General features: G+C 71.0%; 27 protein-coding genes, 1 tRNA gene and 1 pseudogene. 11 read left to right on the forward strand and 18 right to left on the reverse strand.

Annotated elements, in window-relative coordinates:
• Positions 1–64 precede the first annotated feature (64 nt).
• The 4 genes from ACFYR3_RS27810 to ACFYR3_RS27825 are packed head-to-tail and all read right to left on the reverse strand — an operon-like array spanning position 65 to position 5,357.
• Complete coding sequence (locus ACFYR3_RS27810) at positions 65–1,525, reverse strand: O-antigen ligase family protein (RefSeq protein ID WP_355849725.1); 1,461 nt, start codon at positions 1,523–1,525, stop codon at positions 65–67.
• A gap of 4 nt (positions 1,526–1,529) precedes the next feature.
• Entirely contained in the window at positions 1,530–2,966 is a 1,437-nt protein-coding gene (locus tag ACFYR3_RS27815; RefSeq protein WP_389284944.1) for a sugar transferase, read from the reverse strand.
• Positions 2,963–4,162 carry a glycosyltransferase gene (locus ACFYR3_RS27820; protein ID WP_389284945.1) on the reverse strand — a complete coding sequence of 400 codons (1,200 nt, stop codon included), beginning with the start codon at positions 4,160–4,162 and terminating at the stop codon, positions 2,963–2,965. The genes ACFYR3_RS27815 and ACFYR3_RS27820 overlap by 4 nt, the downstream gene beginning before the upstream one ends.
• 40 nt (positions 4,163–4,202) lie before the next feature.
• Complete coding sequence (locus tag ACFYR3_RS27825; RefSeq protein WP_389284946.1) at positions 4,203–5,357, reverse strand: DUF3344 domain-containing protein; 1,155 nt, start codon at positions 5,355–5,357, stop codon at positions 4,203–4,205.
• A 316-nt stretch (positions 5,358–5,673) separates the two neighbouring features.
• Here ACFYR3_RS27825 and chpG point away from each other — a divergent pair, with 316 nt between their 5' ends.
• From chpG to ACFYR3_RS27865, 8 genes and pseudogenes are all read left to right on the forward strand, one after another.
• Complete coding sequence (chpG, locus tag ACFYR3_RS27830; protein WP_355849735.1) at positions 5,674–5,913, forward strand: chaplin ChpG; 240 nt, start codon at positions 5,674–5,676, stop codon at positions 5,911–5,913.
• A 236-nt stretch (positions 5,914–6,149) separates the two neighbouring features.
• A complete protein-coding gene (locus ACFYR3_RS27835; protein ID WP_355849738.1) occupies positions 6,150–6,452 on the forward strand; it encodes a hypothetical protein in 303 nt (100 codons plus the stop codon).
• A 108-nt stretch (positions 6,453–6,560) separates the two neighbouring features.
• Positions 6,561–6,800, forward strand: a complete 240-nt coding sequence (locus ACFYR3_RS27840) for a chaplin (RefSeq protein WP_389284947.1) — start codon at positions 6,561–6,563, stop codon at positions 6,798–6,800.
• Between the two features lie 165 nt (positions 6,801–6,965).
• Positions 6,966–7,463 carry a DUF5949 family protein gene (locus tag ACFYR3_RS27845; RefSeq protein ID WP_355849741.1) on the forward strand — a complete coding sequence of 166 codons (498 nt, stop codon included), beginning with the start codon at positions 6,966–6,968 and terminating at the stop codon, positions 7,461–7,463.
• Positions 7,463–8,092, forward strand: a complete 630-nt coding sequence (locus ACFYR3_RS27850; protein WP_355849744.1) for a vitamin K epoxide reductase family protein — start codon at positions 7,463–7,465, stop codon at positions 8,090–8,092. The genes ACFYR3_RS27845 and ACFYR3_RS27850 overlap by 1 nt, the downstream gene beginning before the upstream one ends.
• 132 nt (positions 8,093–8,224) lie before the next feature.
• A pseudogene (locus ACFYR3_RS27855) lies at positions 8,225–8,731 on the forward strand (hypothetical protein); the annotation flags it as partial.
• A 145-nt stretch (positions 8,732–8,876) separates the two neighbouring features.
• Positions 8,877–9,443: a tyrosinase family oxidase copper chaperone gene (locus ACFYR3_RS27860; protein WP_389284948.1), complete on the forward strand. Its 567-nt coding sequence runs from the start codon at positions 8,877–8,879 to the stop codon at positions 9,441–9,443.
• Positions 9,427–10,293 (forward strand): tyrosinase family protein, encoded by an 867-nt coding sequence (locus ACFYR3_RS27865; RefSeq protein WP_355849747.1) that lies wholly within the window; start codon positions 9,427–9,429, stop codon positions 10,291–10,293. The genes ACFYR3_RS27860 and ACFYR3_RS27865 overlap by 17 nt, the downstream gene beginning before the upstream one ends.
• Before the next feature lie 58 nt (positions 10,294–10,351).
• On the opposite strand, the gene ACFYR3_RS27870 is transcribed toward ACFYR3_RS27865, so the two are convergent.
• Positions 10,352–10,675 carry a chaplin gene (locus ACFYR3_RS27870; protein ID WP_355849826.1) on the reverse strand — a complete coding sequence of 108 codons (324 nt, stop codon included), beginning with the start codon at positions 10,673–10,675 and terminating at the stop codon, positions 10,352–10,354.
• 237 nt (positions 10,676–10,912) lie between these two features.
• A complete protein-coding gene (locus ACFYR3_RS27875) occupies positions 10,913–11,872 on the reverse strand; it encodes a D-2-hydroxyacid dehydrogenase family protein (protein WP_389284949.1) in 960 nt (319 codons plus the stop codon).
• 129 nt (positions 11,873–12,001) lie between these two features.
• Between ACFYR3_RS27875 and ACFYR3_RS27880 the strand changes: the two genes are divergently transcribed.
• Entirely contained in the window at positions 12,002–12,589 is a 588-nt protein-coding gene (locus ACFYR3_RS27880) for a hypothetical protein (RefSeq protein WP_389284950.1), read from the forward strand.
• 30 nt (positions 12,590–12,619) lie between these two features.
• A complete protein-coding gene (locus ACFYR3_RS27885) occupies positions 12,620–13,396 on the forward strand; it encodes a YcnI family protein (protein WP_389284951.1) in 777 nt (258 codons plus the stop codon).
• Positions 13,397–13,627: 231 nt separating this feature from the next.
• Here ACFYR3_RS27885 and ACFYR3_RS27890 read toward each other — a convergent pair whose 3' ends face one another.
• From ACFYR3_RS27890 to ACFYR3_RS27905, 4 genes are all read right to left on the reverse strand, one after another.
• Positions 13,628–15,037, reverse strand: a complete 1,410-nt coding sequence (locus tag ACFYR3_RS27890; protein ID WP_356785718.1) for a Cys-Gln thioester bond-forming surface protein — start codon at positions 15,035–15,037, stop codon at positions 13,628–13,630.
• Positions 15,038–15,295: 258 nt separating this feature from the next.
• Positions 15,296–15,763, reverse strand: a complete 468-nt coding sequence (locus tag ACFYR3_RS27895; RefSeq protein ID WP_355849762.1) for a single-stranded DNA-binding protein — start codon at positions 15,761–15,763, stop codon at positions 15,296–15,298.
• A 240-nt stretch (positions 15,764–16,003) separates the two neighbouring features.
• The gene (locus ACFYR3_RS27900) at positions 16,004–18,220 is read right to left on the reverse strand and encodes a GTPase (RefSeq protein ID WP_389284952.1); all 2,217 of its coding nucleotides are present in this window, start codon (positions 18,218–18,220) and stop codon (positions 16,004–16,006) included.
• A 5-nt stretch (positions 18,221–18,225) separates the two neighbouring features.
• Entirely contained in the window at positions 18,226–19,872 is a 1,647-nt protein-coding gene (locus tag ACFYR3_RS27905) for a dynamin family protein (protein ID WP_355849768.1), read from the reverse strand.
• A 269-nt stretch (positions 19,873–20,141) separates the two neighbouring features.
• Between ACFYR3_RS27905 and ACFYR3_RS27910 the strand changes: the two genes are divergently transcribed.
• A tRNA-Arg gene (locus ACFYR3_RS27910) sits at positions 20,142–20,217 on the forward strand.
• Between the two features lie 290 nt (positions 20,218–20,507).
• Here the strand turns inward: ACFYR3_RS27910 and ACFYR3_RS27915 are convergent.
• The 8 genes from ACFYR3_RS27915 to ACFYR3_RS27950 form a co-directional block, all read right to left on the reverse strand.
• Positions 20,508–20,792, reverse strand: a complete 285-nt coding sequence (locus tag ACFYR3_RS27915; RefSeq protein WP_355849829.1) for a DUF1876 domain-containing protein — start codon at positions 20,790–20,792, stop codon at positions 20,508–20,510.
• Positions 20,793–21,089: 297 nt separating this feature from the next.
• On the reverse strand, positions 21,090–22,352 hold the full coding sequence (locus ACFYR3_RS27920) for a tyrosine-type recombinase/integrase (RefSeq protein WP_389284953.1): 1,263 nt from the start codon (positions 22,350–22,352) through the stop codon (positions 21,090–21,092).
• On the reverse strand, positions 22,352–22,591 hold the full coding sequence (locus ACFYR3_RS27925) for a helix-turn-helix transcriptional regulator (RefSeq protein ID WP_389284954.1): 240 nt from the start codon (positions 22,589–22,591) through the stop codon (positions 22,352–22,354). The genes ACFYR3_RS27920 and ACFYR3_RS27925 overlap by 1 nt, the downstream gene beginning before the upstream one ends.
• Complete coding sequence (locus ACFYR3_RS27930; RefSeq protein WP_389284955.1) at positions 22,584–23,879, reverse strand: replication initiator; 1,296 nt, start codon at positions 23,877–23,879, stop codon at positions 22,584–22,586. The genes ACFYR3_RS27925 and ACFYR3_RS27930 overlap by 8 nt, the downstream gene beginning before the upstream one ends.
• A gap of 164 nt (positions 23,880–24,043) precedes the next feature.
• Positions 24,044–24,289: a SpdD protein gene (locus ACFYR3_RS27935; RefSeq protein ID WP_389284956.1), complete on the reverse strand. Its 246-nt coding sequence runs from the start codon at positions 24,287–24,289 to the stop codon at positions 24,044–24,046.
• 25 nt (positions 24,290–24,314) lie between these two features.
• Complete coding sequence (locus tag ACFYR3_RS27940) at positions 24,315–24,509, reverse strand: hypothetical protein (RefSeq protein ID WP_389284957.1); 195 nt, start codon at positions 24,507–24,509, stop codon at positions 24,315–24,317.
• An 11-nt stretch (positions 24,510–24,520) separates the two neighbouring features.
• Entirely contained in the window at positions 24,521–24,712 is a 192-nt protein-coding gene (locus ACFYR3_RS27945; RefSeq protein ID WP_389284958.1) for a mobile element transfer protein, read from the reverse strand.
• Between the two features lie 266 nt (positions 24,713–24,978).
• On the reverse strand, positions 24,979–25,599 hold the full coding sequence (locus ACFYR3_RS27950; protein WP_389284959.1) for a DUF2637 domain-containing protein: 621 nt from the start codon (positions 25,597–25,599) through the stop codon (positions 24,979–24,981).
• Positions 25,600–25,674: the final 75 nt, after the last annotated feature.

Below are 25,674 nucleotides of genomic sequence, written 5' to 3' on the forward strand. Positions count from 1 at the left end.
CCCGCGCCCGTCCCGAAGCCCGTGTTCGTGTCCGGGCCTTTCCCCGCCCTGAGAGGCGTCACCGTCATCGCGCCGCGGCCTCTTCCCTTACGGAGGCGGCCGGTGTCATCGCGGCATAGCCGGCCGGCGCCGACGGATCCATCAGCGCCCACCAGCCGATGACGCCGAAGACGACGGCCGTCAGCACCGTGGAGGGGCCGCCGATGTCCGCGTACACGAAGTCGACCAGTTGCCAGACGATCAGCCCGCACGCGACGAGCGCGCAGTCCGTGCCGAGCGGGGTCCGGCCCGGGGCGAGGCCGGGTCCCGTGGCGCCCGGCGGCGTGCGGCGCACGCGGACGAGCCCGCGCAGCGCGCACACCAGGAGCGCGAGCCAGCTGCCCGCGAGGGCGAGCAGCCCGATCAGACCCTGTTCGCCGAGGACGAGGAGATACATGTTGTGCGGCGAGAGCAGCGGCTGCTTCTGGAAGGCGGTGCCCACACCCCCGATGTCGCTGCCCGAGGAGAGGGCGAGCGAGGCGTGACCGTCCCGGTTGTCGGGGAAACCCTTCAACCCGACTCCCGTCAGGGGGCGTTCGCGCCACATGTCGATGGCCGCCGCCCACATCGTGTACCGGTCGGTCACCGACTGGTCCGGTGCGTCGGTGACTTGAGTGATGCTGGTGACGCGTTGCTGGAGCATCGAGGTGCCGACACCCAGCCCGCCCACGAGGATCATCCCGGCCGCGGCCACCGCCGCGCCCACCCTCACCGCGCGCCGCAGCCCCGCCAGCACCAGCTGGGCGCCGCAGGCCACGGCCGTGGCGATCCACGCGCCCCGGCTGAACGACAGCCCGAGCGGCGGCAGCAGGGCCAGCGCGCACAGCACGGCGACGCCGCGCTGCCGGGCCTCATCCGTCCCCAGGGCCAGCGCCACCGCGCACACCAGGCCGAACGCGACCACTGTCGCCATTCCCATCACGTCGGTCGGCCCGAAGGTGCCGACCGCCCGGATGTCCTCGCCCTGGTACGAGGCGCCGGTCCCGGTGACGTACTGCCGCACCCCGACCGCCCCCTGCCACAGCGCCAGGGCGACGAACGACCAGGCCAGCAGTCGCAAGTCGCGCCGGTCGCGCACGAGCAGCAGGACCGCGGCCGGTACCAGTACGAAGATCTGCAGATAGCGGGTGAGGCCGGCGATCCCGGCCCCCGGGTCCGCCGCCCCGGCCGCCGAGACCGCGATGCCGACCACCGGGAGCCCGATGACCACGGCGGCGGTCGCCGACAGGGGGCGCCGCCGGGCCCGTACGAGACGGATCGCGCAGCAGAGCACCGCGAGACCGGACATGGCGTCCGCGATGTTCGCGCCGCCCTCACCGCTCGACGCGATCGGCAGTCCGAGCAGCGCGATCACCGCGACGACGGGCAGCACCGGCAGCGCGCGCCGGAGGGCGGCGGTCAGGGTGTACAGGGGAGTGACGGGCGAGGTGTCCGAGGGAGCGACGGGCGGGGTGTCCAGGGGGGTGGCGGGCGGGGCGTGACTCATCGGCTCAGCTCCCCGTCGGGCGTACGAGCGCGGCGGCCGTGCGCAGCAGGATGCAGATGTCCTGCCACAGCGACCAGTTGTCGATGTACGCGTTGTCGAACCGGCAACGGTCCTCGATCGAGGTGTCGCCGCGCAGCCCGTGCACCTGGGCGAGCCCGGTGATGCCGGTCTGCATCCGGTGACGGGCCGCGTAGCCGGGATAGGTCTGGCTGAACTTGGCCACGAAGTACGGCCGTTCGGGGCGCGGTCCGACCAGGCTCATGTCGCCCCAGAGGACGTTCAGGAGCTGGAGCAGTTCATCGAGCGAGGTGCGTCTGAGGAAGTGGCAGAAGCGGCTCATCTCCTGCTCGTTGGCCACACTCCAGCGGGTCGCGGCCTCGTGCGCGTCGACCGGGCGGTGGGTACGGAACTTCAGCAGCGTGAACGGCCGCCCGTCCTTGCCGATGCGTTCCTGCCGGAACACCACACCGGGCCCGTCGGTCAGCCGCAGGACGACCGCGCACATCAGCAGCAGCGGACTGACCAGCAGCAGCAGGGTGCCGGAGACGGCGACATCGAGGAACCGCTTGCCGAAGCCGGCGCGCCGCCGGCCGATCGACAGGCGCCGGCAGGCGAAGCCGACCAGCGTGTGCCGGCCCTCCCGGTCGTACGACGGGGAGTCCGGGTCGAGCTCCCACAGCTCGCAGCCCGCGAGGGCCAACGCCCGCAGCATCGGCCCGCGTTCGCCCGGCGGCTCCACCACGAGCACGGCCCGCACATTGTTCTGGATGAGTGCCCGCTGCACTTCCTCGCCGGTGGTGAGGACCGGGAGCCCGTCCAGGCCGGCCGGCTGGTCGGAGACGACACCGACCGGCCGTACCCCGCAGTTCGGATGGCGCAGGAAGGCCGCGGCCACCCGCTGCGCCGTTCCGGCGGGACCGATCACCAGAGCGGCGCCGGGGCGCTGCACGAGGGCCCGGCGATGCCGCCAGTGCACCGTGCCGCGGCCCGCGCAGCAGATTGCCGACTGCGCGGCGCACCCCAGGGCCAGCGTCCGCGCCGACAGCGCGCCGTCCGGGGCGAACGCGGCGAGCACGGCGGCCAGCGTGCACCAGGTGACCGCGATCCGCGCGCAGACGGCGGGCAGTTCGTCGAGCAGGGCGGGCAGCGGCGCCGGCCGGTACAGTGACGCCCGCGCGTTCAGAGCGACCACGCCGAGCAGCAGCGCGACGACGAACAGCGGATGCCGCTGGATCTCCGTGAGCGTCTGCCCGGCCGCCAGCGCCGCGACGGCGTCCATGGCGGCCAGCGGCAGCCAGGAGGCACTCCGGGGCGAGGTCCGCGGCCCGGCAGGGAACCTGAAACCGCCGTCGGTCTCGCGCGAAGGCATGACCGAGACGGGCGAGAATCCGTACTCCCGGGGCTGTCCGCCGGGGGAGGGAACGGTGCTTTCCGCAGTCACGAGTGGATGGACTCCCTGCACTCGGTGTGGTCCGCGCACATGACGCTCCCGGCGTGCTGCGGCTGTCGGCCGGCCAGCAGTTCGCGGTACACCCCCGCGACCGCGTCGGCCGTGAGGCGCACGTCGTGCGTGGTCAGTACATGGCGGCGCCCCTGGTGGCCGAGCGATTCGCGCAGCAACGGATCGGACAACAGTGCGCCGATCGCCTCCGCCAGCGGTTCCGGCTCCGGCGAGGGCACCAGGCAGCGGACGTCATGTCCCGGCGGCAGGCTCTCGCGAGCGCCGTCCACGTCCGTCATGACGACCGGACGCCCGCAGGCCATGGCCTCCAGCGGAGCCAGCGCCATGCCCTCCCAACGGGACGGCAGCACCACCAGATCGGCGGCCTGGTACCAGGGCACGGCGTCGGTGGCGGCCCCGGCGAACAGCACGTCACGCGGCGCCCCGGCGCGCAGCCGCGCGGCGTCGGGCCCGTCCCCGACGAGCACGAGCCGGGCCGTGGGCACCCGCCGCAGCACCGAGGGCCACGCCTCCAGCAGGATGTCCTGCCCCTTCTGCCGGCACAGCCGCCCGACGCACACCACCAGCGGTGTCGCCGGGTCGACGCCCGCGAGCAGCGGAATCCCGGCTCGTACGGTGTCCACGGACGCGGGGTGGAAGCGCTCCGGGTCGACGCCGTTGGGGATCACCCGCCAAGGGGCGCGCACTCCGGCGCGTACACCGGTCGCGCGCTCTGCCTCGCTCACGCACACCACCCGGGACGCCCAACGCGCCCCCCACCGCTCCCACCGCAGCGCGAGCGCCGCGGCGCCACCGTCGACGGCCTCGAACGACCAGGCGTGCGGCTGGAACACCGTCGGCACCCGTCCGCGCAGCGCGAGCCGGGCCGCGAGCCCCGCCTTGGCACTGTGCGCGTGCACCACATCGGGCCGCACCCGCGCCAGGACGCGGCCGAGCCGCCGCACCTCCTGAGCAAGCTGCGGCCCCGGCGCACGCGTCGCGTGCCAGGGCCGTACGTCCGCGCCGAGTGCCCGTACCTCCCGTGCGAAGCCGTTGCCGTCCGGGCAGGCGACAGTCACCCGCGTTCCGGCGGCCAGCTGTGCCCTGACGAGGTCGGTGACCACCCGGGCGACGCCGCCGTCGATCGGCTGCGTGACATGAAGGACCCGCGGCAGAGGGTCTGTTGGCAGTTGCATGCGCGGTTCCTTGCTCACGGGCGGCGCGCCGGGGCGCGCGTCACTGCTTCGCGTCGACGGCGGCGAACAGTGCTCCGACCCAGGCCGCGTCCCGCTGCGAAACGATCCGGAAGGTCAACTGGTCACCCCCGGGACGGATCCCCTTACCAAGCTCGAGGACGTCCGAGTCGTAACCGAGCGTGTTCACGTACGCGGGCACCCGTTTGACGGCACGGGGTCCGGGCTCGCTGATCGTCGAATTCAGCACGTCGTCCCGGGGGTTGGCGGAGTCGCTCAGCACCGTCGGCGCACCGTGGCCCGTCGAGACGGACAGCGAGTCGCCCCCGCGTCCGCGGTCGCCGTTGTACGCGACCAGGCCGACCCGGCCCCGCACGATCCCGGGGAGGTCCAGCCCGCCCAGCGGGACCACGCGCTCCTCGCCCGCGCCGAGCACCCCGAAGCCGTCCCACATCGCCAGATGTCTGAGCGGCTCCGACTTCTTCTCGTACGCCACCATCAGCGTCCAGCCGCCCCACGCCCCGGCTGCGGACCTGCCCTTCGCCACATTGACCTGGGCCACCGTGTAGAGCCCCGAACCGCTCGCCCGCACCAGCCTGGTGACGTCCGCCGAGGCCTGGAACGCGTCGGCCCCGCGGGCCACCCGGTGCCCGACCACCCGGTCCGCGCGCAGATCCTTGTACGCGCCGCCGGGCTCGGCGATCAGCACCCGACCGTTCTCCTCCGGCGGCTTCTGTTCGCCGACACGGAGGTTGCCGCCCCAGTACAGCCGCGCATACGTGACATGCGCGCCCTTCGGCAGACGGACCTCCGCGCGGCTGGAGTTGTAGGTGTCCGGGTCGTTGTCGACGTCGATGCAGAACATGTCGAAGTCGCCGTTCGCGGCCGGCCCGCCCCGGCGCGCCGCGGGACACGTGGGCGCCTTGGCGCGGGTGGGCCCGGCCGTCCTCACGGGGCCGTGGGGCAGGGCGGACTTCGTGGAACTCCGGCAGCTGATCGAGGAGTTCGCGGCCCGCACGATTCCGCCGTGCTGGAGTGCGTGGTACCGCTGCGTGAACGCCGGCGTCTCCGCCTCCGCGGCGGGTGCCCTGTCGGTGGGCGCCTCCGCGGACGCGGGGCCACCGGGCGCCCAGAAGGTGGTGAGGGCGGAGCAGCCCACGATCGCACGGCGCAGCAGCAGGCCCGGGGAAGTACGCATGACCGGCGGTGCCCTTTCGGGGAAAAGGTTCTGGACCAGCGGTAGGACGGAAATCTGAGGATCAGACGGGTGCGCGTCGGCTCCCCGTCCGCTGCCGACGCCGGTCGACGCCTGCTTCCAGACGCCCTTGGAGGTGCCCGACTCTAGCTGGTGTCCGGATTTATCAGGGAACGCTTGCATGTGTGTCGGAATCGTGTAGCTCGACCGTTTGCGAGATCACCCCTTTGGAGGCACAACCCGCGTGTGCGCCGCGCGTTGAATCCAGAGCCGGGCATCCCGCCCGGATGTTGTGTCGATTTCCAAGGAGCACTTCTCCATGTCGCGTATCGCGAAGGGCCTGGCCCTGACCTCCGTTGCCGCCGCCGCAGTGGCCGGCACCGCCGGCATCGCCGCCGCCGACAGCGACGCGCACGGCGCGGCCGCCCACTCTCCGGGCGTCCTGTCGGGCAACGTCCTGCAGGTTCCCGTTCACGTTCCGGTCAATGTCTGCGGCAACACGGTCGACGTCATCGGTCTGCTGAACCCGACTTTCGGCAACGCCTGCGTCAACGACTGACGTCATCGCGGACCGTTCTGCCGGCCGTCCTCCCGAGGGAGGGCGGCCGTTCCGTGTGGCCGCGCGCGACGGCGGCCGTTCGCGCGTGGGGTCCCGCAGGAGGATGAGACGCGCCGTTGATCCGGGTGGGGTGCAGGAATTTTCTGCGCGTGGAGTTTCCGGCGCGTTCGGTGCTCGTTAGGCAGCGCAAAGCGGAATTCCCTCCGGTGACATCGGTCGCCGAAGAAAGGAACACGATGAAGTCCCTCAAGGCCGCCGCTGTCGTCGCCGGCTCCATGGTCGTCGCCGGTGCCGCGGCGCCCGCGTTCGCCGCCGGCGCCTCCGGCCTCACGCCCTCCAGCCTCAACGGCGCACTGGAGACCGTCACCAGTCAGCGTTCGCTCAGCGCGCAGGACGTCCTTCCCGTGCAGCACCAGTCGAACGCGCTGGACACCGAGAACAAGAGCTCCCTGCTCAACGGCGTGAGCGGCGCGACGAGGACGCTCAACACGGCCGACAGCCCCCAGCAGCTTCTCGGCGGGCTTCCCCATCAGGGTTAGTCGTATCCATTTCGCGCGTGTCCTTCCGTAATGCCCGCGGGCATTTCCCTAGGCTCCGGAGAAAATCTCCGAGAAATTTCTGAGAAATCTCCGAGGAAAGGACTGGCAATGAACACTGCCAAGAAGGCTGCGCTGATTTTCGCTACCGCCGGAATGGCCGCGGGTGCCGCCGCGGGCAGCGCCGCCGCGGACTCCGGTGCCCAGGGCGCGGCGGTCAATTCCCCGGGCGTCCTGTCGGGCAACGTCGTTCAGGTTCCCGTGCACGTCCCGGTCAATGTCTGCGGCAACACGGTCGACGTCGTCGGTCTGCTGAACCCGACTTTCGGCAACGTCTGCGTCAACGACTGACGTCGTACATCCGACGCGGCGATAAGGGCCGATTCAGCGGGCGCGGAATCTGCCCTTATCACTGTTCGAGCAACGTCCCTCGTTCGTGTGGTCACGCTCCCTGCCATCGCCCGGTCGGGTGATAACGGGTCAGAACCCGAACGGACGCATCGATAAGGTTCCGCGGTGACCTCAACCTCAAGCGAAATGCTCCCTCTTCGGGTCGCCGATCTCGGCACGCTCGCCGTCATGGCGTTCAGCGGTGACGCCCCCGACGGCGACATGCCCTATCTCCTCGCCTACTCGCTGGGCGACGGCGAAGGCGGCCCGGAGGGATCCGCGGCCGCCGTCCGGCAGCTGCTGATCGACAACGGACTGCCCGTGGGCGACACGCTCATCGACGGTTCGCGGCAGCCGAGCCTGCCGCTCACCCTGCTCGTCGAGGCCGGCCAGGCCGTCGTCAGCATGCCGTACCTCAACGCCCAGTGCGCCGCTCCGCCGGAGTGGCTCGCCGCCGTGGCCGAACGCGGCTACGCCTACTTCCTGTTCGCCACCCGCGCCTGGCCCGTGGCCGAGCCAGGAAAGCCCGTCGCGCCCGAGAACCTGACGGCTTTCGCGGGCGACGAGGAGACCTTGCTCAGCGCGGCGCACGTGCTGCTGCCCGCGCGCGGCCTGCGCGGCTGATGACGGCCGCCGCGGGACGGGGAACGGGCGGCGGCAGCGGTGCGCACGGGCGCACCGCCGGCGGCAGCCGTGCCCTTGCCCTGCTGCTCGTGATCACGGGGGCGGCCGGCCTGCTGGCCGCGTGGGTCATCACGATCGACAAGTTCAAGCTGCTGGAGAACCCGAACTTCGTTCCGGGATGCAGCCTGAACCCGGTGGTCTCCTGCGGCAACATCATGAAGAGCGAGCAGGCCTCGGCCTTCGGGTTCCCCAACCCGATGCTGGGCCTGGTGGCGTACGGCATCGTCATCTGTGTCGGCGTGAGTCTGCTGACCGGTGCGGGATTCCCGCGCTGGTACTGGCTGACCTTCAACGCGGGCATGGTCTTCGGCGTCGGATTCTGCACCTGGCTCCAGTTCCAGTCGCTCTACCGGATCAACTCACTGTGCTTGTGGTGCTGTCTGGCATGGGTCGCCACGATCATCATGTTCTGGTACGTCACCTCCTTCAATGTACGGAATGATTTTCTGCCCGCGCCGGACTGGCTGAAGGTATTCCTCGCAGAATTCACCTGGGTTTTTCCGGTGCTGCACATCGGCGTCATCGGAATGCTGATTCTCACCCGCTGGTGGGATTTCTGGACGGGCTGATTCTCCCTATTGGACGACTGATGAGTCCGCCGGGGGAGTCTTGCGCTGATCGCGTTCCCAGAATCGTTACGTGGAACGGACGCTGAGCCCTGAATCCTGAGCCCCCGAATCCTGAAAGGGACCGTACTTGAGATGAAGCCGACCAAACGAGGAACTCTCGCCGCCGTCATGACCGGTGTGGCGGCGGGTGCCGCCGGCCGCGGCCCCCGCCGTCGCGGCCGACACGGGTCCCGTCCCGGTGCCGCTGAACGGTGTCGAGCAGTCCCTCGGCCCGAAGGCGCCCACCATCGCGGGTGAAGTGCCGCTGCCCCTGCCGGGCCGGGTGGAGGGGCCCGGTACGTCGAGGGCCGGATGATTCCCGACGGGGACGTTCCGCAAGTGCCGCTCAGCGGCGGGCTGCCCGGGGCGGACGTCCGTACGCCCCTCCCGCACGTCCTCGGTGACGGATTCGACCACCTCGGTCTCTCCGCACTGGCGGCCGACCTGCGGACGCTGACCCCCGGAGCGTCCCTGAACGGCCCGCTCAGCGCGCCGAACCCCGACCACTTCGGCCTTCCCGAACTGAAGTCGCCTCAGGCCGCCGTGCTCGCACCGGTGCTGAAGACCGTGCCGGGGGCGAACCTGGAGATGGGCTCGGGGGCCTGGCCGGCCCCGTCCGGCGGAGCAGGCCGGAAGTCCGGACCGGGCCTGCCGACCGAACCATCCAGGGCCGCCGTCGTTGATCCCGCTGAAGCAGACCGGAGCGGCCGGACCGAAGCAGCCTGAATTGGTCGAGGAGAGAAGCATGTTCGTCAGCTGGGTGTCGAGCAGAGTGCCGGGCCGGGTACCGGCCGGCCGAGGGAGCGGCGGCGGGGCGGAGTTCATGGCGGGGGGAATGGCATTGACCCGGCGCGGCGCGATGCGGGGGCTGCTCGTGTCGGCCGTCGGTGTGGCACTGGCCCCCGTCGTCGCGGCCTCTTGGCCGCCGGGCCGGCTCCGCCCCAAGGACCTCTCCTTCGACGAGGTGTACCGCGGCAGGCACATCCTCGGCACGAAGGGCGGTTCGGACGGGCGCACCGCGTTCGCCGGCGGTGAGTGGCAGGTCACGGTCGACGGCCGGCCGCTGCATCTGATGCGCCGCGCGGACGGCAGCTATCTCAGCATGGTGGACCACTACGAGTCGTATCCGACACCGCTGGTGGCGGTGCGCGCGGCCGTCGACGAGCTGGGCCCCGCCGAGCACCTCAGAGGCATGGACGGCAAGGCGGGCGGCAGGGCCGCGCGCGGTGCGCGGGGGACCGGCGGACGGGGGACCGGCAGGCGGGAGAGCGGTGCGGAGGGGAGCGGCCACCACCATGGTGTACACGCGTAAGAACGTCAGCACCCTCACGAGCGCGGAGCGGCGCCGCTTCGTCACCGCGATGCTGGAGATCAAACGCCGGGGAGAGTACGACGAGTTCGTCCGGACGCACATCGACTACTACGTCTCGGACGGCGACGGCGGACTGCGCGCCGCCCACATGGCGCCCTCGTTCCTGCCCTGGCACCGACGGTTCCTGCTGGACCTGGAGCGGGCGCTGCGCCGCGTGGACCCCGGGGTGAGCGTGCCGTACTGGGACTGGACCCGGGACCGCACGCCGACCTCCGTTCCGTGGACCAAGGATCTGCTCGGCGGCAACGGGCGGCGCTCGGACCGGCAGGTCATGACCGGACCGTTCGCCTACGCGCAGGGCAAGTGGAAGATCAAGGAAGGGGTGACCGACGGCGTGTTCCTCACGCGCGAGTTCGGCCGCCCGCGCAAGCCGATCCAACTGCCCACACAGGGCGAGCTGAACTCCGCCCTGAACGACCCCGTCTACGACACGGCTCCCTTCGACTCGACCTCCACGCGCGGCTTCCGGAACCGGCTGGAGGGGTGGGGGCACGGGCCCGGGAACGCCACCTGGGGCAACCACAACCGCGTCCACCGCTGGGTCGGGGGCCACATGCTGGGCGGTGCCTCCGTCAACGACCCCGCCTTCTGGCTGCACCACGCCTTCGTCGACCTCCAGTGGTCCCGCTGGCAGAAGCGGCACGGGGGCGCCCGCTATCTGCCCGAGCGGCCCCCGGGCGCACGTGACTCCCAGTACCGTCGCATCGTCGCCCGGCACGAGAAGATGCCCCCGTGGGGCGTGACGCCGGACTCGATGGAGGACCACAGCGGCATCTACCGCTACGCGTAGCGGGCACGACGAGGCCCCCGGCCGTGACTTCCGGCCGGGGGCCTCTCGCGTGCTGGGCTCAGCCGCCGTAGCCGTGGGCGCCGTGGCGCTCCTTGTGGTGACCACCACCGTGGGCGCCGTGGCGCTCCTTGTGGTGGTCACCACCGCCGTTCACGCAGGTGTTGCCGAAGGTCGGGTTGAGCAGACCGACGACGTTGATCGTGTTGCCGCACACATTGACCGGCACGTTGATCGGGGCCTGGATGACGTTGCCCGACAGGACACCGGGCGAGCCGACGGCCCCGCCCTGGGCGCCGGCGTCAGCCATGGCCAGACCGGCCCCGCTGAGCGCCACGGCACCCGTGCCCACGACGACTGCGGCGGCCTTCGCGATGCGAGACATCACGTTCTCCTTTGACTCGACGAGTGCGGTGGCACGGACGCGACCGCACTTCCCCTTCAACGCGTCGACCCACACCTGGTCACGGGCGTTCATCAGGAGATCCCTCCTCGAACGGGGGCCGGACAGGCGGCCGTTCATTCGGTTCGGGCCGCGCGCCCCGTCAACCGGCTTACGGGGCATGCCGATCGGACAGGCAGCGAGCAGCGACCAGCCGCGCGGCTGACCGAGCGGGCTCGGTCAGCCGAGACGGCGAAGTGGTGTGCCCGCCAGGAACGCCTGGATGTTCTCGACCGCCGCGCCGTAGTACGTCTCGTAGTTGGAACGCGAGACGTAGCCGAGGTGCGGGGTGGTCAGCAGGCGGGGGGCCGAGCGCATCGGATGGCCGGCGGGCAGCGGCTCGACGTCGAACACGTCGAGGCCCGCTCCGGCGATCCGCCCGGCGTGCAGCGCGGCCAGCAGGGCGTCCTGGTCGATGATCGCCGAGCGCGAGGTATTGACGAGGAAGGCGGTCGGCTTGAGGAGGGCCAGTTCGGCGGCGCCGACAAGACCTCGGGTGCGGTCGCCGAGCGCGAGGTGGACGGAGACGAAGTCGCTGCCCGCCAGCACTTCTTCCTTGGAAGGGGCGAGCTCCACCCCGACCTCCTCGGCCCGCTTCGCGGTGAGGTTCTGGCTCCAGGCGCTGACTCGCATACCGAAGGCGAGACCCACCTGGGCCACCCGGCCGCCGATCTTCCCCAGCCCGAGCAGGCCGAGCCGGCGGCCGTGCAGATCGGCGCCCACGGTGCTCTGCCAGTGGCCGCCCGCCCGCAACGCGTTGTGCTCCGTGACGATTCCCCGCGCGAGGCCGAGCAGCAGCGCCCAGGTCAGTTCGACCGGGGGTGTCGAGGAACTCGGCGTGCCGCACACGGTCACCCCGTGCGCCTCGGCGGCGGCGTAGTCGATCACCGTGTTGCGCATCCCGGAGGCGATCAGCAGCTTCAGTCTGGGCAGCCGGGCCAGCAGGGACGCCGGGAAGGGCACGCGTTCGCGCAGCGTGACGACGATGTCGAACTCCGCCAGCGCGGCGGCCAGCGCGTCCTCGTCGGCGAAGTGCCGGTCGAAACCGGTGACTTCCACAGTGTCGGCGACGGGCGACCAGTCGGCGATCTCGGTCGCGACGCTCTGATAGTCGTCCAGCACGGCACAGCGAAGTCGCATGTCGGGTTCCTCCCAGGCTCAGCCGGACCCTACCCGAGCGGTGGCCGAGGGAGCCGGACGGCCCGTGAGGGACGGCTCCCCGGGGAAGCCGCGACGGTCACTCGCTCCCCATGGCAGTATCTGGGCTTCATGAGTGCGTCCCTGGCGGTACGGAGTTTGCGCGCGGCGGTGTTCGCCGTGCTGTGCGTTCTGCTGGCCGCCGGGGGGCACCTGCTCGCCACCGGGCAGGCGCCGCCGCGCTGGGCGGACGGCGCCGGACTCCTCGCCGTCTTCGCCGTCGGCTGTGCGCTGGGTGGCCGCGAACGGTCCCTGTTCGGGATAGGCGGCGCGATGCTGGTCGCGCAGGCCGGACTCCACCTCGGCTTCGAAGCCGCCCGGCCGCGCATGGCGATGGACATGCACGGGGCATCCATGATGTCCCCGCACACACACGCCCTGACGCCCCATGCCACGGCCGCGCATGTCGCCGCCGCCCTGCTGACGACCTGGTGGCTGCGGCGCGGCGAGGCCGCCCTGTGGTCCCTGCTGCGCCGGGCCGTGGCGTTCGTGCCGGGGCTCGCCGCGTGGTGGAGGACGCGGACGGGACCGCCTCCCGTACGGCCGCACGGCGATCCCGCGGGCCGGACACCGGCCGAGCCGTGGCCGCCGCGGCAGGCACTGCTGCGTCACGCCGTTTCGCGCCGGGGACCGCCGGCAGGGCTCGCGTACAGGCCCTGACCACGTTCCCATCAGTACGGAGTTCCCCAGATGTCCCCGATGAGCACCACCCTGCGCCGCACCGGCACGGTCGCCGCCCTCGCCACCGCGGGCCTCCTGACCGCCGCGGGCGCGGCCTTCGCGCATGTGACGGTCCACCCCGAGAGCTACGCCAAGGGAGCCACGGACGGTCTCCTGAGCTTCCGGGTCCCCAACGAGGAGGACACCGCCAGCACCACCAAGGTGCAGGTCTTCCTGCCCACCGATCACCCGGTCCTGGGTGTCCTGGTCACCCCGCAGGCGGGCTGGACCGCCAAGGTGACGACCACCAAGCTGAAGAAGCCCGTCAAGACGGACGACGGCACGATCACCGACGCCGTCTCCGAGATCACCTGGACCGGCGGCAGGATTCGCCACGGCCAGTTCCAGGACTTCGAGGTCGCGTTCGGTCAACTGCCGGACGACACCGACCAACTGAGCTTCAAGACGCTCCAGACCTACTCGGACGGCAACGTGGTCCGCTGGATCGAGGAGCCTCAGAAGGGCGCGGAGGAGCCGGAGAGCCCGGCTCCGGCGCTGACCCTCACCGCCAAGGGAGCGGGAGAGGAAACTTCTTCGACCGGGACCGGGACCGGGACCGGGGCCTCCGGCTCCGACTCGTCCTCGGCGTCCTCCTCGTCCTCGGAGGCCAAGGAATCGACCGCGAGCGACAAGAGCAGTGACTCCACGGCGCGCGCCCTGGGCGCAGCAGGCCTGATCGTCGGTGTCCTCGGCCTGATCGCGGCCGGATTCGCCGTCGTACGCGGCCGGAGCGCCGCCCGCTCCTAGCGGCCGTGCCGCCGCCCCGCCGCTGTCAACTCCCGTCGGCGGGGCGGAAGGTCTCTGCGGCCGCACTCCTGCACCTCGCGGACCACCACGCACGATGCCGTGGCCGTACGCTCCCCGGTGTCCCGGTGTCCCGGTGTCCCGGTGTCCCGGTGTCCCGGTGTCCCGAGAATGCCGGGGTCGCAGGGCAGCCGTGTGGCCGACGAGGCGAGTGGCGCCGAGGTGCCGGGCCGGTCAGACCTGCGGCGGTGTCTGCTTCCTTCGGACGAAGACCACCACGGCCCCGCCGATCAGGACGAGGGCGATGGCCGCACCCGCGATGATCGGAGTCGCACTGGTGCCGCCGGTCTCGGCGAGGTCGGTGCCCCCACTGGAGGTGCCGCCCACCGACGCCGGGCTCGGCTCGCTGAGTGTCTGCGTCGAGACGTCGCTCGCGACGCCCTGGGTCTTGCAGTCCAGTACCCCCTTGAACCGCTTCTCGACTCCGCTCGGGCCACCGATCGTGAAGTCGTACGCCTGGTCCTCCTGCAGCGGGATGGTGACCGTCTGGGACACGCCCGCCTCGATGGTGTGCTCGACGCCCATCAGCTCGAACGTGAACGCCTCGTCGCCCTTGTTGGCCGCCGTGATGTCCACGCCGCCCTTGGCGCAGTCCTTCTGGGCGGACAGGGCCGGTATCGCACCCTTCGCCGCCCAGTTCGCGGTCGCCGTGGCGGAGACGGTGGACTCGCTGGAGCCCGCGAGGATCTGCGTCTGGCTGCGCGTCTCCGAGGTGAAGGCGCGGCCGACCGGCACGGTCGTGGAGGCCTGCACGGTGAGCGAGGCGGAACCGTCCGCACTGTCCTTCGGCACGTCGAAGAAGAGCCGGCTGCCGTCGGTCGCGGAGGTGACCGCCTTGCCGTCCTTGTCGACGACCTTCACCCCACTGGCGGCGGTGTCCGTGGGCGGTGTCACCGTCACGCTGCCCGCGTTGGTGCGCACCGTGACCGGGCCGAGCCGCTCGCCCGCGTGACCGGAGACCGCGGTCGGGGCGAGAGTCAGCGAGGCCTCGGGCTCCGGCAGGTTCCGCGCGCTCTTCTGCAGATAGTCCGCGAGCTTCTCCGCCCGCGGGTCCACGGCGTCCACGTCGGCGCCGTCCGAGTACCGCCAGATGGCCACCTGGGTGCCGGCCGCCGCGTCCTGCTCGGTGAGACCGGTGACACCGGCCTTCTGGGCCAGCGCCGCCAGGTCGTTCACCTGCGGGTAGGAGTTCTGCAGGATCCAGCGGATCCTGCCCGCGTCCTTGTTGCCGTTCAGCGATGTGCCGCTCCAGGAGGTCTCCTGGTACTTGGCGTCCTGCTGGGTCGGGTTGTGGAGGTCGATGCAGTAGGTCTGCAGCATGCCGCCGTTGTCGACGGACATCTCGAACAGGCCGGCCGAGACCCAGGAGTCCTCGCCGTTCTCATGAATGACCGCGGACCCGTATGTCTTCAGGTCGCCTATGGTGGCGGTCGCTCCACCCTGGCTCTGCGGGGTCCCGTCGGCGGAGGCCGTACCGGCTGCGGTGATCGTCCCCGCGGCCGCGAGCCCCCACACCAACGCAGCGGCGGCGAGGCGGGCTGCCCCTCGCCCGCGCTCGGACAACACAGAGAACGCAGAAGACACAGAATTCCCCTTCGCGCAGGACCCTTTGACATGGGGGACGGTCCCGCCAGCAGAATCAGAAGCCCCGAGAGCTGTGTTCGGCATCCTAAAGAAGCGCTGCATCGCTCCCCCCGGTCATGTCATCCGATAACCGATCCGACTCGGAATCGTTATCGCGATCACGTCCGTGAGCTGCGCCTATCGACAAATCCACGAGACTTGTTCGCAGTGTATTTGTCGATAAGCCGCAGTTCGGTCAGATCGTGGCTATCTCTGACATCACGTCACCCCGGCCGGTTCGGGCCGCTGTTGGTACGCGTCCTCGGACCGGGCGTCCGGCGCCGATTCCCAACTGGGCTCGGGGCGGTGTGCGGGAGCCGGCTCGCCCTCCTTGGACGGACGTCGGAAGGCCGACGTACCGCGGGAGAGGTCGTGGCCGATCGCCACCGCGTCGATGTCCGCCGACGTCCAGCTCTCCCCGTCGCGTGTCTCGGTGCGCACCTTCAGCCTGCCCTGCACGATGACGGGATCGCCCACGGACACCGAGGCCCCCACGTTCGTCGCGAGCGCCCGATTGGCCCACACCGTGAAGAAGTTGGTGTGCCCGTCCGTCCACCCGCTCTTCTCGCGGTCCCAGTACCGCGAGGTCACCGCCAGCCGGAACCGCGCCGACGCGCCGTTCGCCAATTCCCGGTACACGGGCCGTGTCGCCACGTTCCCCACCGCGCACACCATCGTCTCGTTCATCGTGAATCCCTCCCGTGCGAATACGTCTGCCGCGGCGAGCGCATGCGTTGCGATCGCCGCGGGATCAGACTGCCTCCGCCGGGCCCGGCCCGCTGAGCGCTGTGTGTTACCAGCCGGTTGTGGAAAACCGTGTCATCCGACCGGGCCGCCCGTGTCATCCGACCGGGCCGCCCGTGTCATCCGACCGGGCCGCCCGTGTCATCCGACCGGGCCGCCCGTGTCATCCGATCAGGGCTCGTGTCATCCGACCGGGGCACCCGCCGTCGTCGTCCCCATGACCCGCCCGTACTGTTCCCGCACCTCGCGGTACCGCAGCAGCTCCGCGGCCACGGGATCCAGCACCCGGGCTCTTCCGCACCCGGCGGCCGCCTCGCGCAATCGTCGTTCCGCTTCGAGGCCGTAGCGCCGGGCCGGGCCGCGGGCCGCCATTCTGCTGGCCCACTCGACGACCGGGCCGCCGACGATGCCGGACACCATCAGCAGAACCGGAACCCCGAGGTTCGGTGACATCACTCCGATGATCTGTCCCATCAGCCAGAGCCCGCCGATGACCTGGAGGATCGTCATCGCGGCCTGCGCCAGCACCGCGACGGGCCACCAGCCGGGCCGCGGCGGCCGTCCCGCCGGTGTCGTCGCGCGCGCCGCCATGTCGTCCAGCGCCTCGGGCAGCCCCTGCGCGCCGCGTACGGCCGCCTCGCGCACCGCCTGCGCCCAGGGCGCGGGAAGTCCGTACGCGGCCCGGTCGGCGACCGTCCGCACCGCCTGCTCGACGCGCTGGCGTGCGGTGGCCTCCTCGTCCGCGGGAGCGCGCACGGGCAAACGTCCGGTCGGGGGTTCGCGCCGGTCCAGATACCAGCGCCACAGCCGCAGCCAGGGCGTGCCGCAGGCGCGGTTGGCGTTGCGGCGCCAGGCCCGCTCGGCGGCCTCGCCGGTCGCCACGGCGCCCACCGCGTCCGCGAGCCGGTCCGCGAACTCGTCGCGCGCCTCCTCGCTGAGCCCGACCCGCCGCCCAACCGCGTAGACGGGCCGCAGCCGTGCGGCGGCCGCGTCCAGATCGGCCGAGATCCGCCGTGCGGCGGCGCCGCGCTCCGCCACGAACTGGCTCAAACACTCCCGCAGTTCGGGGACTCCGGCCCCGGTGAGCGCGGACAGCGAGAGGACGGTCGCGCCCGGTTCGCCGTACTCGCCGAGCGCGATGCCGTCCTCGTCGAGCAGCCGCCGCAGATCGTCGAGCACCTGATCGGCGGCTTCGCCGGGGAGCCGGTCCACCTGGTTGAGGACCACGAAGGTGACTTCCGCGTGCCCGGCCAGGGGCCGCAGATAGCGCTCATGGAGGACGGCGTCCGCGTACTTCTCCGGATCCACCACCCAGATGACCGCGTCGACGAGCGCCAGGACGCGGTCCACCTGCTCGCGGTGCTGGACGGCCGCGGAGTCGTGGTCGGGCAGGTCGACCAGGACCAGGCCGCGCAGCTGTGCCTCCGCCTCCGCGCTCTGCAGCGGGCGTCTGCGCAGCCGCCCGGGGATGCCGAGCCGGTCGATCAGGGTGGCCGCGCCGTCGCTCCAGGTGCAGGCGATGGGTGCCGAGGTGGTCGGCCTGCGCACCCCGGTCTCCGAAATTGCCACGCCCGCGAGCGCGTTGAAGAGCTGCGACTTGCCGCTGCCCGTGGCCCCGGCAATGGCGACGACGGTGTGCTCGCCGGAGAGTTTGCGGCGGGCCGCCGCCTCGTCCAGGACCCGGCCCGCCTCGGCGAGCGTCCTGCTGTCGAGACGGGCGCGGGACAGGCCCACCAGTTCGCGGAGCGCGTCCAGGCGCGAGCGCAGCGGCCCGTCGTACGCGAGGGGGGCCGGCACCGCCGGGACGGCGGCTTTGGCCTCCACCAACGGTGTCTGGTACCGGCCGGGGGCCGCCTCCAGCACCCGTCGCGCGATGAGCCCGTCGTCCCAGACGGGGCCCTCCTCCGCGCGCGTCTGGTCGTCGCCCTCCCCGCGCGCGCGGGGCTCCGATTCGGACGCGCCCTGCGGGGTGCGCTGTCCGGCCCCGCCACCGCTCCGCGTGGTCTTGCCGCTGCTGCCCCCCTTGGCTTTCCCGGTGGCTTCTTCGGCGTTCTCCGGGGACCCGACCCCGGCCCCGACCCCGGAGCTCGGAGTGCCGGGCGAACCGTTCTCCGAACGGTTCGCCGAAGTGGTCTCGGTGTCCCCGGCGCGATTGTCGCTCTCGGCGCCCGAGGTGCCCGAGGCGCCCGCCATGGAGGGCGCGCTTTCCGGGGCGCCGTCTTCGGAGTGGTCTTCTCCGGGACGACCATCTCCGGGTCGGCGATCTGTGGAACGACCGTCTTTAGGACGGCCATCTGCGGGACGGCCATCTGCGGGACGGTTGTCTTCGGGCGGCCCGTTTTCGGGTTGCTCGTCTCCGGGGCGGTCGGCCTGATCCGTGTGGTCAGTGACGGCAGTCACCGCGGTCACCTCTCCTTCTGCAGTACGGACAGCGCGGCGATGAGTTCGGCCTGGGGTTCTGGATGGACATCAAGCGCTTCAAGCGGTGCGAGACGGCGCTCGCGTTCGGTCTGCAGGGCCTTGTCGATGAGGTCCGTGAGCAGCCGGCCGCCCTTGTCGCGGAGCCGCAGCGCGCCGTGCGCCCCGATCCGCTCGGCGAGTCCCTCGCCCGCGCTGCGGGCCCTGCGGCCGCCCAAGAGCGCGGTGGCGACCAGTGCGGCCACCACCGCCGGGTCCGGCGCGACACTCTTGTCGAGGTCGCGCACTTCGTCCTCGGCGTACTCCTCCAGGACGCGCCGCCAGCGTCGTACGGCCAGACCGATCCGGTGCTCGGCGCTCTCCAGCGTCGGATCACGATCCGTCAGCCCCGGTGCGCCCGAGGCCGGTTCGCGGCGCCAGGCGTCGTCCACGCGTTCGTCGGCGGCCGTGACGGAGCACAGCAGCAGGGCGGACAGACTTTCCACGAGCGCGTCCAGGAGTTCCTCGGCACTGCAGTCGAGGGGATAGGCGCGCCAGCGCTTGAGTGCGTCCCCGGAGAGTACGGCGCCGGCCTGCAGACGCCCCTTCGCGCGTGCGTGCTCGCTGTCGTACGCCCCGTCCACGGCCGCGGTGAGCCGCGTCGCGGCGGCGTACTGAGCGGCGGCGGCACTGGCCAGTTCCGGCATCCGCGACTTCAGTGAGTCGAGGACACCGTGAGCCGTACGGGCCATCGCCCCGTGGCGGGCTCCCGGGTCCTGGGCCTGGTGCGTGAGCCACGTACGCAGCGGTGCGACGGCCGTGGCGGGCAACAGACCGCCGCCCCAGGCGGACTCGGGCAGCTCGGGCACGGTGAAGCGGGGTGCCTCGCCGAGTCCCGCCTTGGCGAGCAGCGCGCCGTACTGCCGCGAGACCTCGGACACCACCTGGTGCGGCACCCGGTCCAGGACCGTCACCAGGGTCGCCTTCTGTTCCTTGGCGGTACGCAGCAGATGCCAGGGCACGGCGTCGGCGTACCGCGCGGCCGTGGTGACCATCACCCAGATGTCGGCCGCGCAGATCAGTTCGGCGGCCAGCACGCGATTGTCGGCCACCAGGGAGTCGACGTCGGGCGCGTCGAGGAGGGCGAGGCCGCGGGGGAGCGTGTCGGCGGTCTCGATACGCAACACCCGCTCCCCGCGGTCGGTGAGGGCGGGAAGATCGTCGCCGGGCTCATGATGGGGCACCCACACGCGAGTGAGCTGGGGCAACACGCGCATGCCGCTGAACCAGTGATGGTCCTCCGGATGGCACACCAGCACCGGTGTACGGGTCGTCGGGCGCAGTACGCCCGCTTCGCTGACCCGGCGCCCCACAAGGGAGTTGACGAGGGTCGACTTGCCGGCACCGGTGGACCCTCCGATGACGGCGAGAAGGGGTGCTTCGGGTTCTCTCAACCGGGGCACCAAATAGTCGTCGAGCTGTGCGAGCAGTTCGTCGCGGTTGGCACGCGCGCGTGGAGCCCCTGCCAGGGGCAGCGGAAAGCGTGCGGCGGCGACACGGTCGCGCAGGGCGGAAAGTGCGTCGAGCAGCTGAGGCCGTACGTCCAAGGTCACCACATGCGAAGAATGCCCAATTTTGGAGTCTTTCTGAAGCATATGGGTATGTCTGCGCGCCGACAGGACACACGGGGCGGAAGGGATGACTGGGGCGCAGGCATAACGAGTGCACAACACCCGATGCGCGAGACGCCAAAAGCGGTGCACGATTCGTACCCGCCTGCGATTATCAGGACCGCTTCACTGAACCTCCACATCGAGCCACGGAGGCGAAGCGTGAGGGACAGGGATGCGGGAGCCCTATTCTTGTCCCCGGCAAGGTCACGGATCAGCCCACCCGGGCACCAGGACACAGGCCGACACACCCGGCCCCCGTAGCTCAGTGGATAGAGCAGGCGCCTTCTAAGCGCTTGGCCGCAGGTTCGAGTCCTGCCGGGGGCGCCAGTCTCCGCCCTCCCTTTGGGGAGGGCTTTTTGCTGTTCGAGGTGGGTGTGGTGCCTTGCGGAGGGGTGGCGTACCCCAGTCGTCCGGAATCGGTTCCCGCGCTCGTTCGGACAGGAGTGTCGGCTCTGGAGTCACATCGGCCGATGGGTATGCCCCGTCGAGACGGCAAACGGGCAAACGCTTCCGAGCCGCCCGGTCGTCACGGAGAAGGCCAGCCGGAGTCGGGGGCAGCGCTCGTCGGGCGGCCGAGTGTTCCGTGCGCACGGCCCGGCAGCTGTCGTCGCCGCCGGTCACCTCAGTGTGTGTGACGTCCTGCCCGAGGCCGCGTCGATCTCGTCGTGGGCCTTGGTGAGCAGTTGCATGGCGAGTTCGTTCAGGGCCCTCGCGCCCGCGACCTCCTCGCCGACCCTTGGCTGGTTCGAGTCGGAGGGGTGGCGGCTGGCGTACCCGTGGGCGCGTACTTCGCTCCCGTCGGGGAGTCGCAGGAGGGCGGCCGCGCGGGTGCGGTGGTCGTCCTCCTGGAATTCCATCTCGACGTGCCATCCGACCGTGGTCCGTGCCTGCATCGCTGCCATCTGTGTCATCGCGATCACCTCCGAAGCCGCCGCCCCCTGGTGAAGCCCCTAGAAGAATTGTGCTCCTCGGGCAGGCCGGGCACGAGGCGAGAGCGGAGGTCGCGCGACTGGCGAGCCAGTGGCGACAGTCGGTGACGCGTCGGATACCGGTGCGGTCCGTGAACGGCCAGGTCACAGCCCCCCGACCGAACGCGTTTCCCCCGAGGGGTAGCCGTCAGGCAAGATGGGGTGTTACTTGCCGAACGAGGGCATGAAACAGCCCCTCACCAGCGGTTTTCCCGCAGATGAGGGGCCGTGTCAGGCGGCTTGGGCCGTCTCTGGGCCGTCATGGGCGTGACCGGCGGCCCGGTACATCGCGCTGATGGCTTTCCGGGTCCTGGCCTCGCTGCTTGGCATGAGGTGCGTGTACACGCGGAGCGTGAAGCCCGGGTCACTGTGGCCGAGGTAGAGGCTCAGTGCCTTGATGTTCTCCCCGGCGTCCAGGAGGACCGAGGCGTAGAAGTGCCTCAGGGCGTGCATTCCGTGCTCGCGGGCCGCGGCGTACCGCTCGCCTCTCTCAGGAGTCGGGATGATGCCAGCCGTGGCAAGCGCGGGCTTCCACCGCTCGTCATTGAAACCGTTGCTCCAGAGGGCCGTGTCGACGCTGCTCGTGAAGAGGAGCTGATGCATCACCTTGGGCCCGGTGGGCGTCATCCACGGCAAGGTCACCTCGACCGGCGGGAAGCGCTTCATGTGCTCGGTCAACGCCGCGGACACCTCGGGATCGAGCGGAACGTCCCGGAGCTTGCCCCGCTTCGGGGGAGCGAAGACGAGCGAGCCGCGGACCTTCTTCACCTGCTGCCGCACGTACAGCCAGCCGAGATCCCCAAGGTTGTCGACCGCGAGTCCGAAGATCTCGCCTTGACGCAGTCCGCACCCCGCACCGACGTCCGTCATGGCCTGGTAGCGCTCGGGCAGTCCCGCACGTACGGCGAAGACCTGCGAGGCGGACCAGGGGTGCACGCGTGACGGCGCCGGACGAGGCGCCTTGACCGATCGGGCCCGACAGGGATTCGAGGCCAGCAGGCGGTCATCCACGGCCGCGGTGAGGACGGAGGAGACCGCGTCGAAGATCAGGCGCCGGTACGAGGCCGACGTCACGGACTCTTCCAGTCGACGGCTCCAGTCCCGGATGTGCTCCGGCTGGAACGAACCGATCGGCCGCGTGCCGAGGTAGGGCAGGGCGTGAAGGCGGAGACGCCCCTCGACCGCGGCCCGGCTCGTGAGGTCGGTCGTCAGCGCCGCAATCCAGCGGTCCGTGTACTCACGAAAGGTCGTCCGTGCGGCACGAGGATCGATGTACTGGCCGCGCGCCATGTCGGCTTCGATGTTGGTCAGCCAGGCGTCGGCCAAGCGCTTCTGCTTGTCCGGGAAGCTCTTCGACTTCTCAGTGCCGTCCGGGCCGATGTAGCGGGCCCGGTACCGGAGACCGAGGCCGTACCGGTCGCTTTTCGTCTTGCGAGTCTTGCCATCCGCGCCGATCTCGACTTTGTACCAGCGATCCTGGACGTGTCCGGCCATCAGGCTGCGGCCCCTTCCTGGAGGGCCTGGACCCAGGCGCGGACGTCAGCCGGATCGAAACGCAGGTGTCGGCCGACCCGGAAGCCGCGGGGCCCGGTGCGCTTCCGGCGCCACTGGTAGACCGTCTCGACGCTCGGAAGGTCGAACATCTCCACCAGGTCGTCAGGCGTCAGGTACCGCACCGGCAGGTCATGCGGAGTGACGACGGGTTCCGCCAGGGCGAGGCGTCGACTAGCCATGAGTGGGCTCTCCTTCTGTTCCGGGGGCGGGTTCGAGGGATGCGGCAAGCCAGGCTTCGGCCGAGGACAGGCCCGTTCCGGCGAAGACCCAGTGCGAGACGACGAGGGTCGTGTCCGTCCCGATCTCGGTGGCTGCTGCGGCTTGTGCTCGGCGCCATTCGGCGCGGGCGGTGCGGAGGGCGCCGAGGGTGGTGGAGTAGCGGCGGGACTTGGTCGAGAAGTGGCCGCGGAAGCCGAGCATGTGAGCCCAGGCCCGAAGCCGGAGATCTTCTAACTCCTTGCGCATGCCGAGCGTCCAGGCCGTTCGGATCAGCCGGCGGGCGTGGTCGCTGATGTCGAACTGGGCGAGTTCGGCGAGGAACTTCAGCGGGCGGTCGAGAGCTCCCGTCGCGGTCTCGGCGCCTTTGGTCGCGTACTTGGCGATGTACGAGGCGACGGCCCGCTCGGTCAGTTCCTGGCCACCGTCGAAGTCGGCGGAGCGGATCGTGCGGACGTCGAGCTGACGGCCGAAGGTGAACGTGTGCGCACGTCCGCCGATGACCGGGCCGTCCACGCGAACGTGAGCAGCAGCGGCGCCGATGGCGTCGGTGAGCAGTTCGGCGGTTGCCCAGGCCGGAGGCGGAGTGTCGCCGCCTCCGGGGCCGTCGATGCGGATGACGGCGTGGAAGTGGACGGCACCGCGCTTCTGGTACTCGGCGACCTTGGCAAAGGAGACCCGGGCGTACTGCCGGAACGCGCGCTGTGAGAGTCCGGCGCGCTTGGCGACCTCGCGGCGCAGGTAGGTGGAGAAGCGTCGCCAGAGCGGACCGGCGTGCGCGTTCCAGAGGACGGCCGATTCGTAGTCGTACGTTTCCGGGTCGAGCGGAGTGCCGAGTGCGGCGTCGTCCTGGTCGTGGTGGACACCGCAGCGGCAACGGCGGACCGAACCGGCCTGGCCGGTGGGGCGGTTGTGGACAGGGCCGAAGCTCGGGGCGGTGAAGGTAGCGAAGACCCGGGGGTGCGCGGCGACGCGTTCCGGGACTCCCTTGCCGCCGCGCAGGCCGCTGGTGATCAGGTGGAAGGTGTCGCGGCGGTAGACCTCGGCGCAGGCTTCGCAGCGGGTCGCGCGGCGGTTGTTGCAGCGCACCAGGAGGTGACCGGCCGGGAGGTCGGTGGAGTCGAGGCGGTGGAGGACGTTGCCGATCTCGCCGGTACCGGTGTCCACGTCGTATTCAGTGCGGTGGCCGTCGAGGCGGATCGGGTGGGTGCAGCCGCCGAGGCCGGAGAGTTGGCGCAGCAGTTCGGGCATGGTGCCGAGTGCGGCCAGTTCGGCGAGTTCGGGCAGCGGGGGCGGAGTGGGGCGGGCGATGATGGCTTTCTCCTTCTGGCTTCGGCTAGGAGGGGTAGGGCCCCCGGGGCGGCGGATGCTTGGCGGTATCGAGGCCGTCCCGGGGGTCTGTCGTTCAGCGGCTTTCAGCGGCGGCGCTGATCGCGGAGCATCGAGCGCAGGACCACGGCGGCGATGGCCACGGAGATGGCCGTGACGGCGACGGCGGCCAGGAGCGCGGTGAGGACGACTCCGCCGGCGAGGACGGCCGCGACCGCTCCGGTGCTGATGGAGATCTGCGGGACCGCGCGTTGTGCGGGTGCCGGATCGGCCGGGGCGTGGGCGTACGCGGGCGGCGGGGTCGGGTTGTCGGGGTACTTGGGCAGGAACACGGCGAACCTCTCCTTGCCTACTCGTCTAGTCGTGTGAGCCGTTTATGACGTCCACGCCGGAGCGTGTGCCGGAGTCGATGGCCGGGGCCATGAAGGTCTGGGAGAGCAGGAATCCGAAGAGCGCGATCACGACGACGACCCAGGTGCGGACGCCGAGGAACTTGATCGCTCCCCAGGCGATGAGCCCGAGGACGAAGACGAGCGGCAGGCTGACGGTCACGGAGAGTCCTTTCAGCGGACGGGGCAGCGGTGGGTACGGGCGGCGAGTTCGGCGGCGGCGCGGCTGTCGTAGTCGGCGGAGAAGCCGCAGCGCGGAGCGGTACAGGCGGCGGTGTGCTTCTCTCGGCCCCGGCCGTCGTACGAGGTGCCGACCTGGACGGGGCCGATGCGGGTGACGCTGCGGAAGCGCCGGTTGGCTGGCACAGCTGGTTTCCTTTCCTTTGTTCGCTTGTCTGGGGCGTGCGGACGTGCGTAGATGACCGGCATGTCACAAGGGGTGCGGCGGCTGGCCGCCTTCGGTTCGGCCGCGTTGGTACTTGGGCTCGCGTGTGTTGGGGGAAAGTGGTGGTTGGGCGAGTCCTGGGCCACCGTGATCACCACGTGCTGCCTTGAGGTACTGATCATTTCGGCCGTGGTCGGAACCCGGCGAGTGTTGCGGAAGCGGTAAAGCCTCCCGACGGGGCCCGCCTTCAGAGCTGGGCGGCGATGGCGTCGGCCATGGGTGCGGGGACGCCGAGGCGGGCGCGGAGGGTCGGGGTGTCGATGACGGCTCCGGTCCGTGTCTGGTGTTCGGCGGCGACCTTTCGGGCGTGTTCGACCAGGGCGACCGGGACGGATACGGCGGGCGGAACTGGGGTCACTTCGGGTGCCGGTTGTGCGGAGAATTCCCGTACGGCTTCGGGAGCGCCCTCCTGGTCCTGGGCGTCCTTGGTCCTTTCGTGAGGCGCTGGAGCAGAGTGGGCGAGGAGTGTTCCGCCGAGGAAGGCGACCGCGGGCCAGCCCGCGACGAGGATGCGGAGCCAGGCCGGCACCTGGTCCAGGTCGAGGAGTCCGGCGGTGGCAACGTTCGCGCCGAGGGATGCCACGAGCGCGATGACGAACCAGCACCATCCTGCGGCTTTCTCATCACCGGTCCGCAGTCGACGCCACGCGGCGACGAGCAACAGGTCGACCGAGACGGGATAGGCCCACGCCTTCCACCCGTTCTGACCGGCCGCCGAGGCCACGTCGTGCAGGTGGGCGAAGGACAGCGCGGCGGCGATGACCGCTTGGACGAGCACCGCGTCGATACGGGCCAGTTGGGCGCGCATGCTGCGGCTCCTTCCGGATTCAGGCATGGCAGGGGTAGGGACGTGGCGCGAGACGGTCACACCGGCCGAGAAGGA

The organism is Streptomyces sp. NPDC005784, from assembly GCF_042871525.1.
Taxonomy (GTDB): Bacteria; Actinomycetota; Actinomycetes; order Streptomycetales; family Streptomycetaceae; genus Streptomyces.

Excerpts from the sequence above, each read along its gene's own strand:
- ACFYR3_RS27905 (WP_355849768.1), bottom strand. The coding sequence starts at position 19,872 with ATGCTTCAGAAAGACTCCAAAATTGGGCATTCTTCGCATGTGGTGACC.
- ACFYR3_RS27850 (WP_355849744.1), top strand. The coding sequence starts at position 7,463 with ATGACGGCCGCCGCGGGACGGGGAACGGGCGGCGGCAGCGGTGCGCAC.
- ACFYR3_RS27820 (WP_389284945.1), bottom strand. The coding sequence starts at position 4,162 with ATGCAACTGCCAACAGACCCTCTGCCGCGGGTCCTTCATGTCACGCAG.
- ACFYR3_RS27875 (WP_389284949.1), bottom strand. The coding sequence starts at position 11,872 with ATGCGACTTCGCTGTGCCGTGCTGGACGACTATCAGAGCGTCGCGACC.
- ACFYR3_RS27870 (WP_355849826.1), bottom strand. The coding sequence starts at position 10,675 with ATGTCTCGCATCGCGAAGGCCGCCGCAGTCGTCGTGGGCACGGGTGCC.
- ACFYR3_RS27865 (WP_355849747.1), top strand. The coding sequence starts at position 9,427 with ATGGTGTACACGCGTAAGAACGTCAGCACCCTCACGAGCGCGGAGCGG.
- ACFYR3_RS27950 (WP_389284959.1), bottom strand. The coding sequence starts at position 25,599 with ATGCGCGCCCAACTGGCCCGTATCGACGCGGTGCTCGTCCAAGCGGTC.
- ACFYR3_RS27895 (WP_355849762.1), bottom strand. The coding sequence starts at position 15,763 with ATGAACGAGACGATGGTGTGCGCGGTGGGGAACGTGGCGACACGGCCC.
- ACFYR3_RS27925 (WP_389284954.1), bottom strand. The coding sequence starts at position 22,591 with ATGGCTAGTCGACGCCTCGCCCTGGCGGAACCCGTCGTCACTCCGCAT.
- ACFYR3_RS27920 (WP_389284953.1), bottom strand. The coding sequence starts at position 22,352 with ATGGCCGGACACGTCCAGGATCGCTGGTACAAAGTCGAGATCGGCGCG.
- ACFYR3_RS27825 (WP_389284946.1), bottom strand. The coding sequence starts at position 5,357 with ATGCGTACTTCCCCGGGCCTGCTGCTGCGCCGTGCGATCGTGGGCTGC.
- ACFYR3_RS27835 (WP_355849738.1), top strand. The coding sequence starts at position 6,150 with ATGAAGTCCCTCAAGGCCGCCGCTGTCGTCGCCGGCTCCATGGTCGTC.
- ACFYR3_RS27930 (WP_389284955.1), bottom strand. The coding sequence starts at position 23,879 with ATGCCCGAACTGCTGCGCCAACTCTCCGGCCTCGGCGGCTGCACCCAC.
- ACFYR3_RS27915 (WP_355849829.1), bottom strand. The coding sequence starts at position 20,792 with ATGGCAGCGATGCAGGCACGGACCACGGTCGGATGGCACGTCGAGATG.
- ACFYR3_RS27880 (WP_389284950.1), top strand. The coding sequence starts at position 12,002 with ATGAGTGCGTCCCTGGCGGTACGGAGTTTGCGCGCGGCGGTGTTCGCC.
- chpG (WP_355849735.1), top strand. The coding sequence starts at position 5,674 with ATGTCGCGTATCGCGAAGGGCCTGGCCCTGACCTCCGTTGCCGCCGCC.
- ACFYR3_RS27840 (WP_389284947.1), top strand. The coding sequence starts at position 6,561 with ATGAACACTGCCAAGAAGGCTGCGCTGATTTTCGCTACCGCCGGAATG.
- ACFYR3_RS27810 (WP_355849725.1), bottom strand. The coding sequence starts at position 1,525 with ATGAGTCACGCCCCGCCCGCCACCCCCCTGGACACCCCGCCCGTCGCT.
- ACFYR3_RS27885 (WP_389284951.1), top strand. The coding sequence starts at position 12,620 with ATGTCCCCGATGAGCACCACCCTGCGCCGCACCGGCACGGTCGCCGCC.
- ACFYR3_RS27860 (WP_389284948.1), top strand. The coding sequence starts at position 8,877 with ATGTTCGTCAGCTGGGTGTCGAGCAGAGTGCCGGGCCGGGTACCGGCC.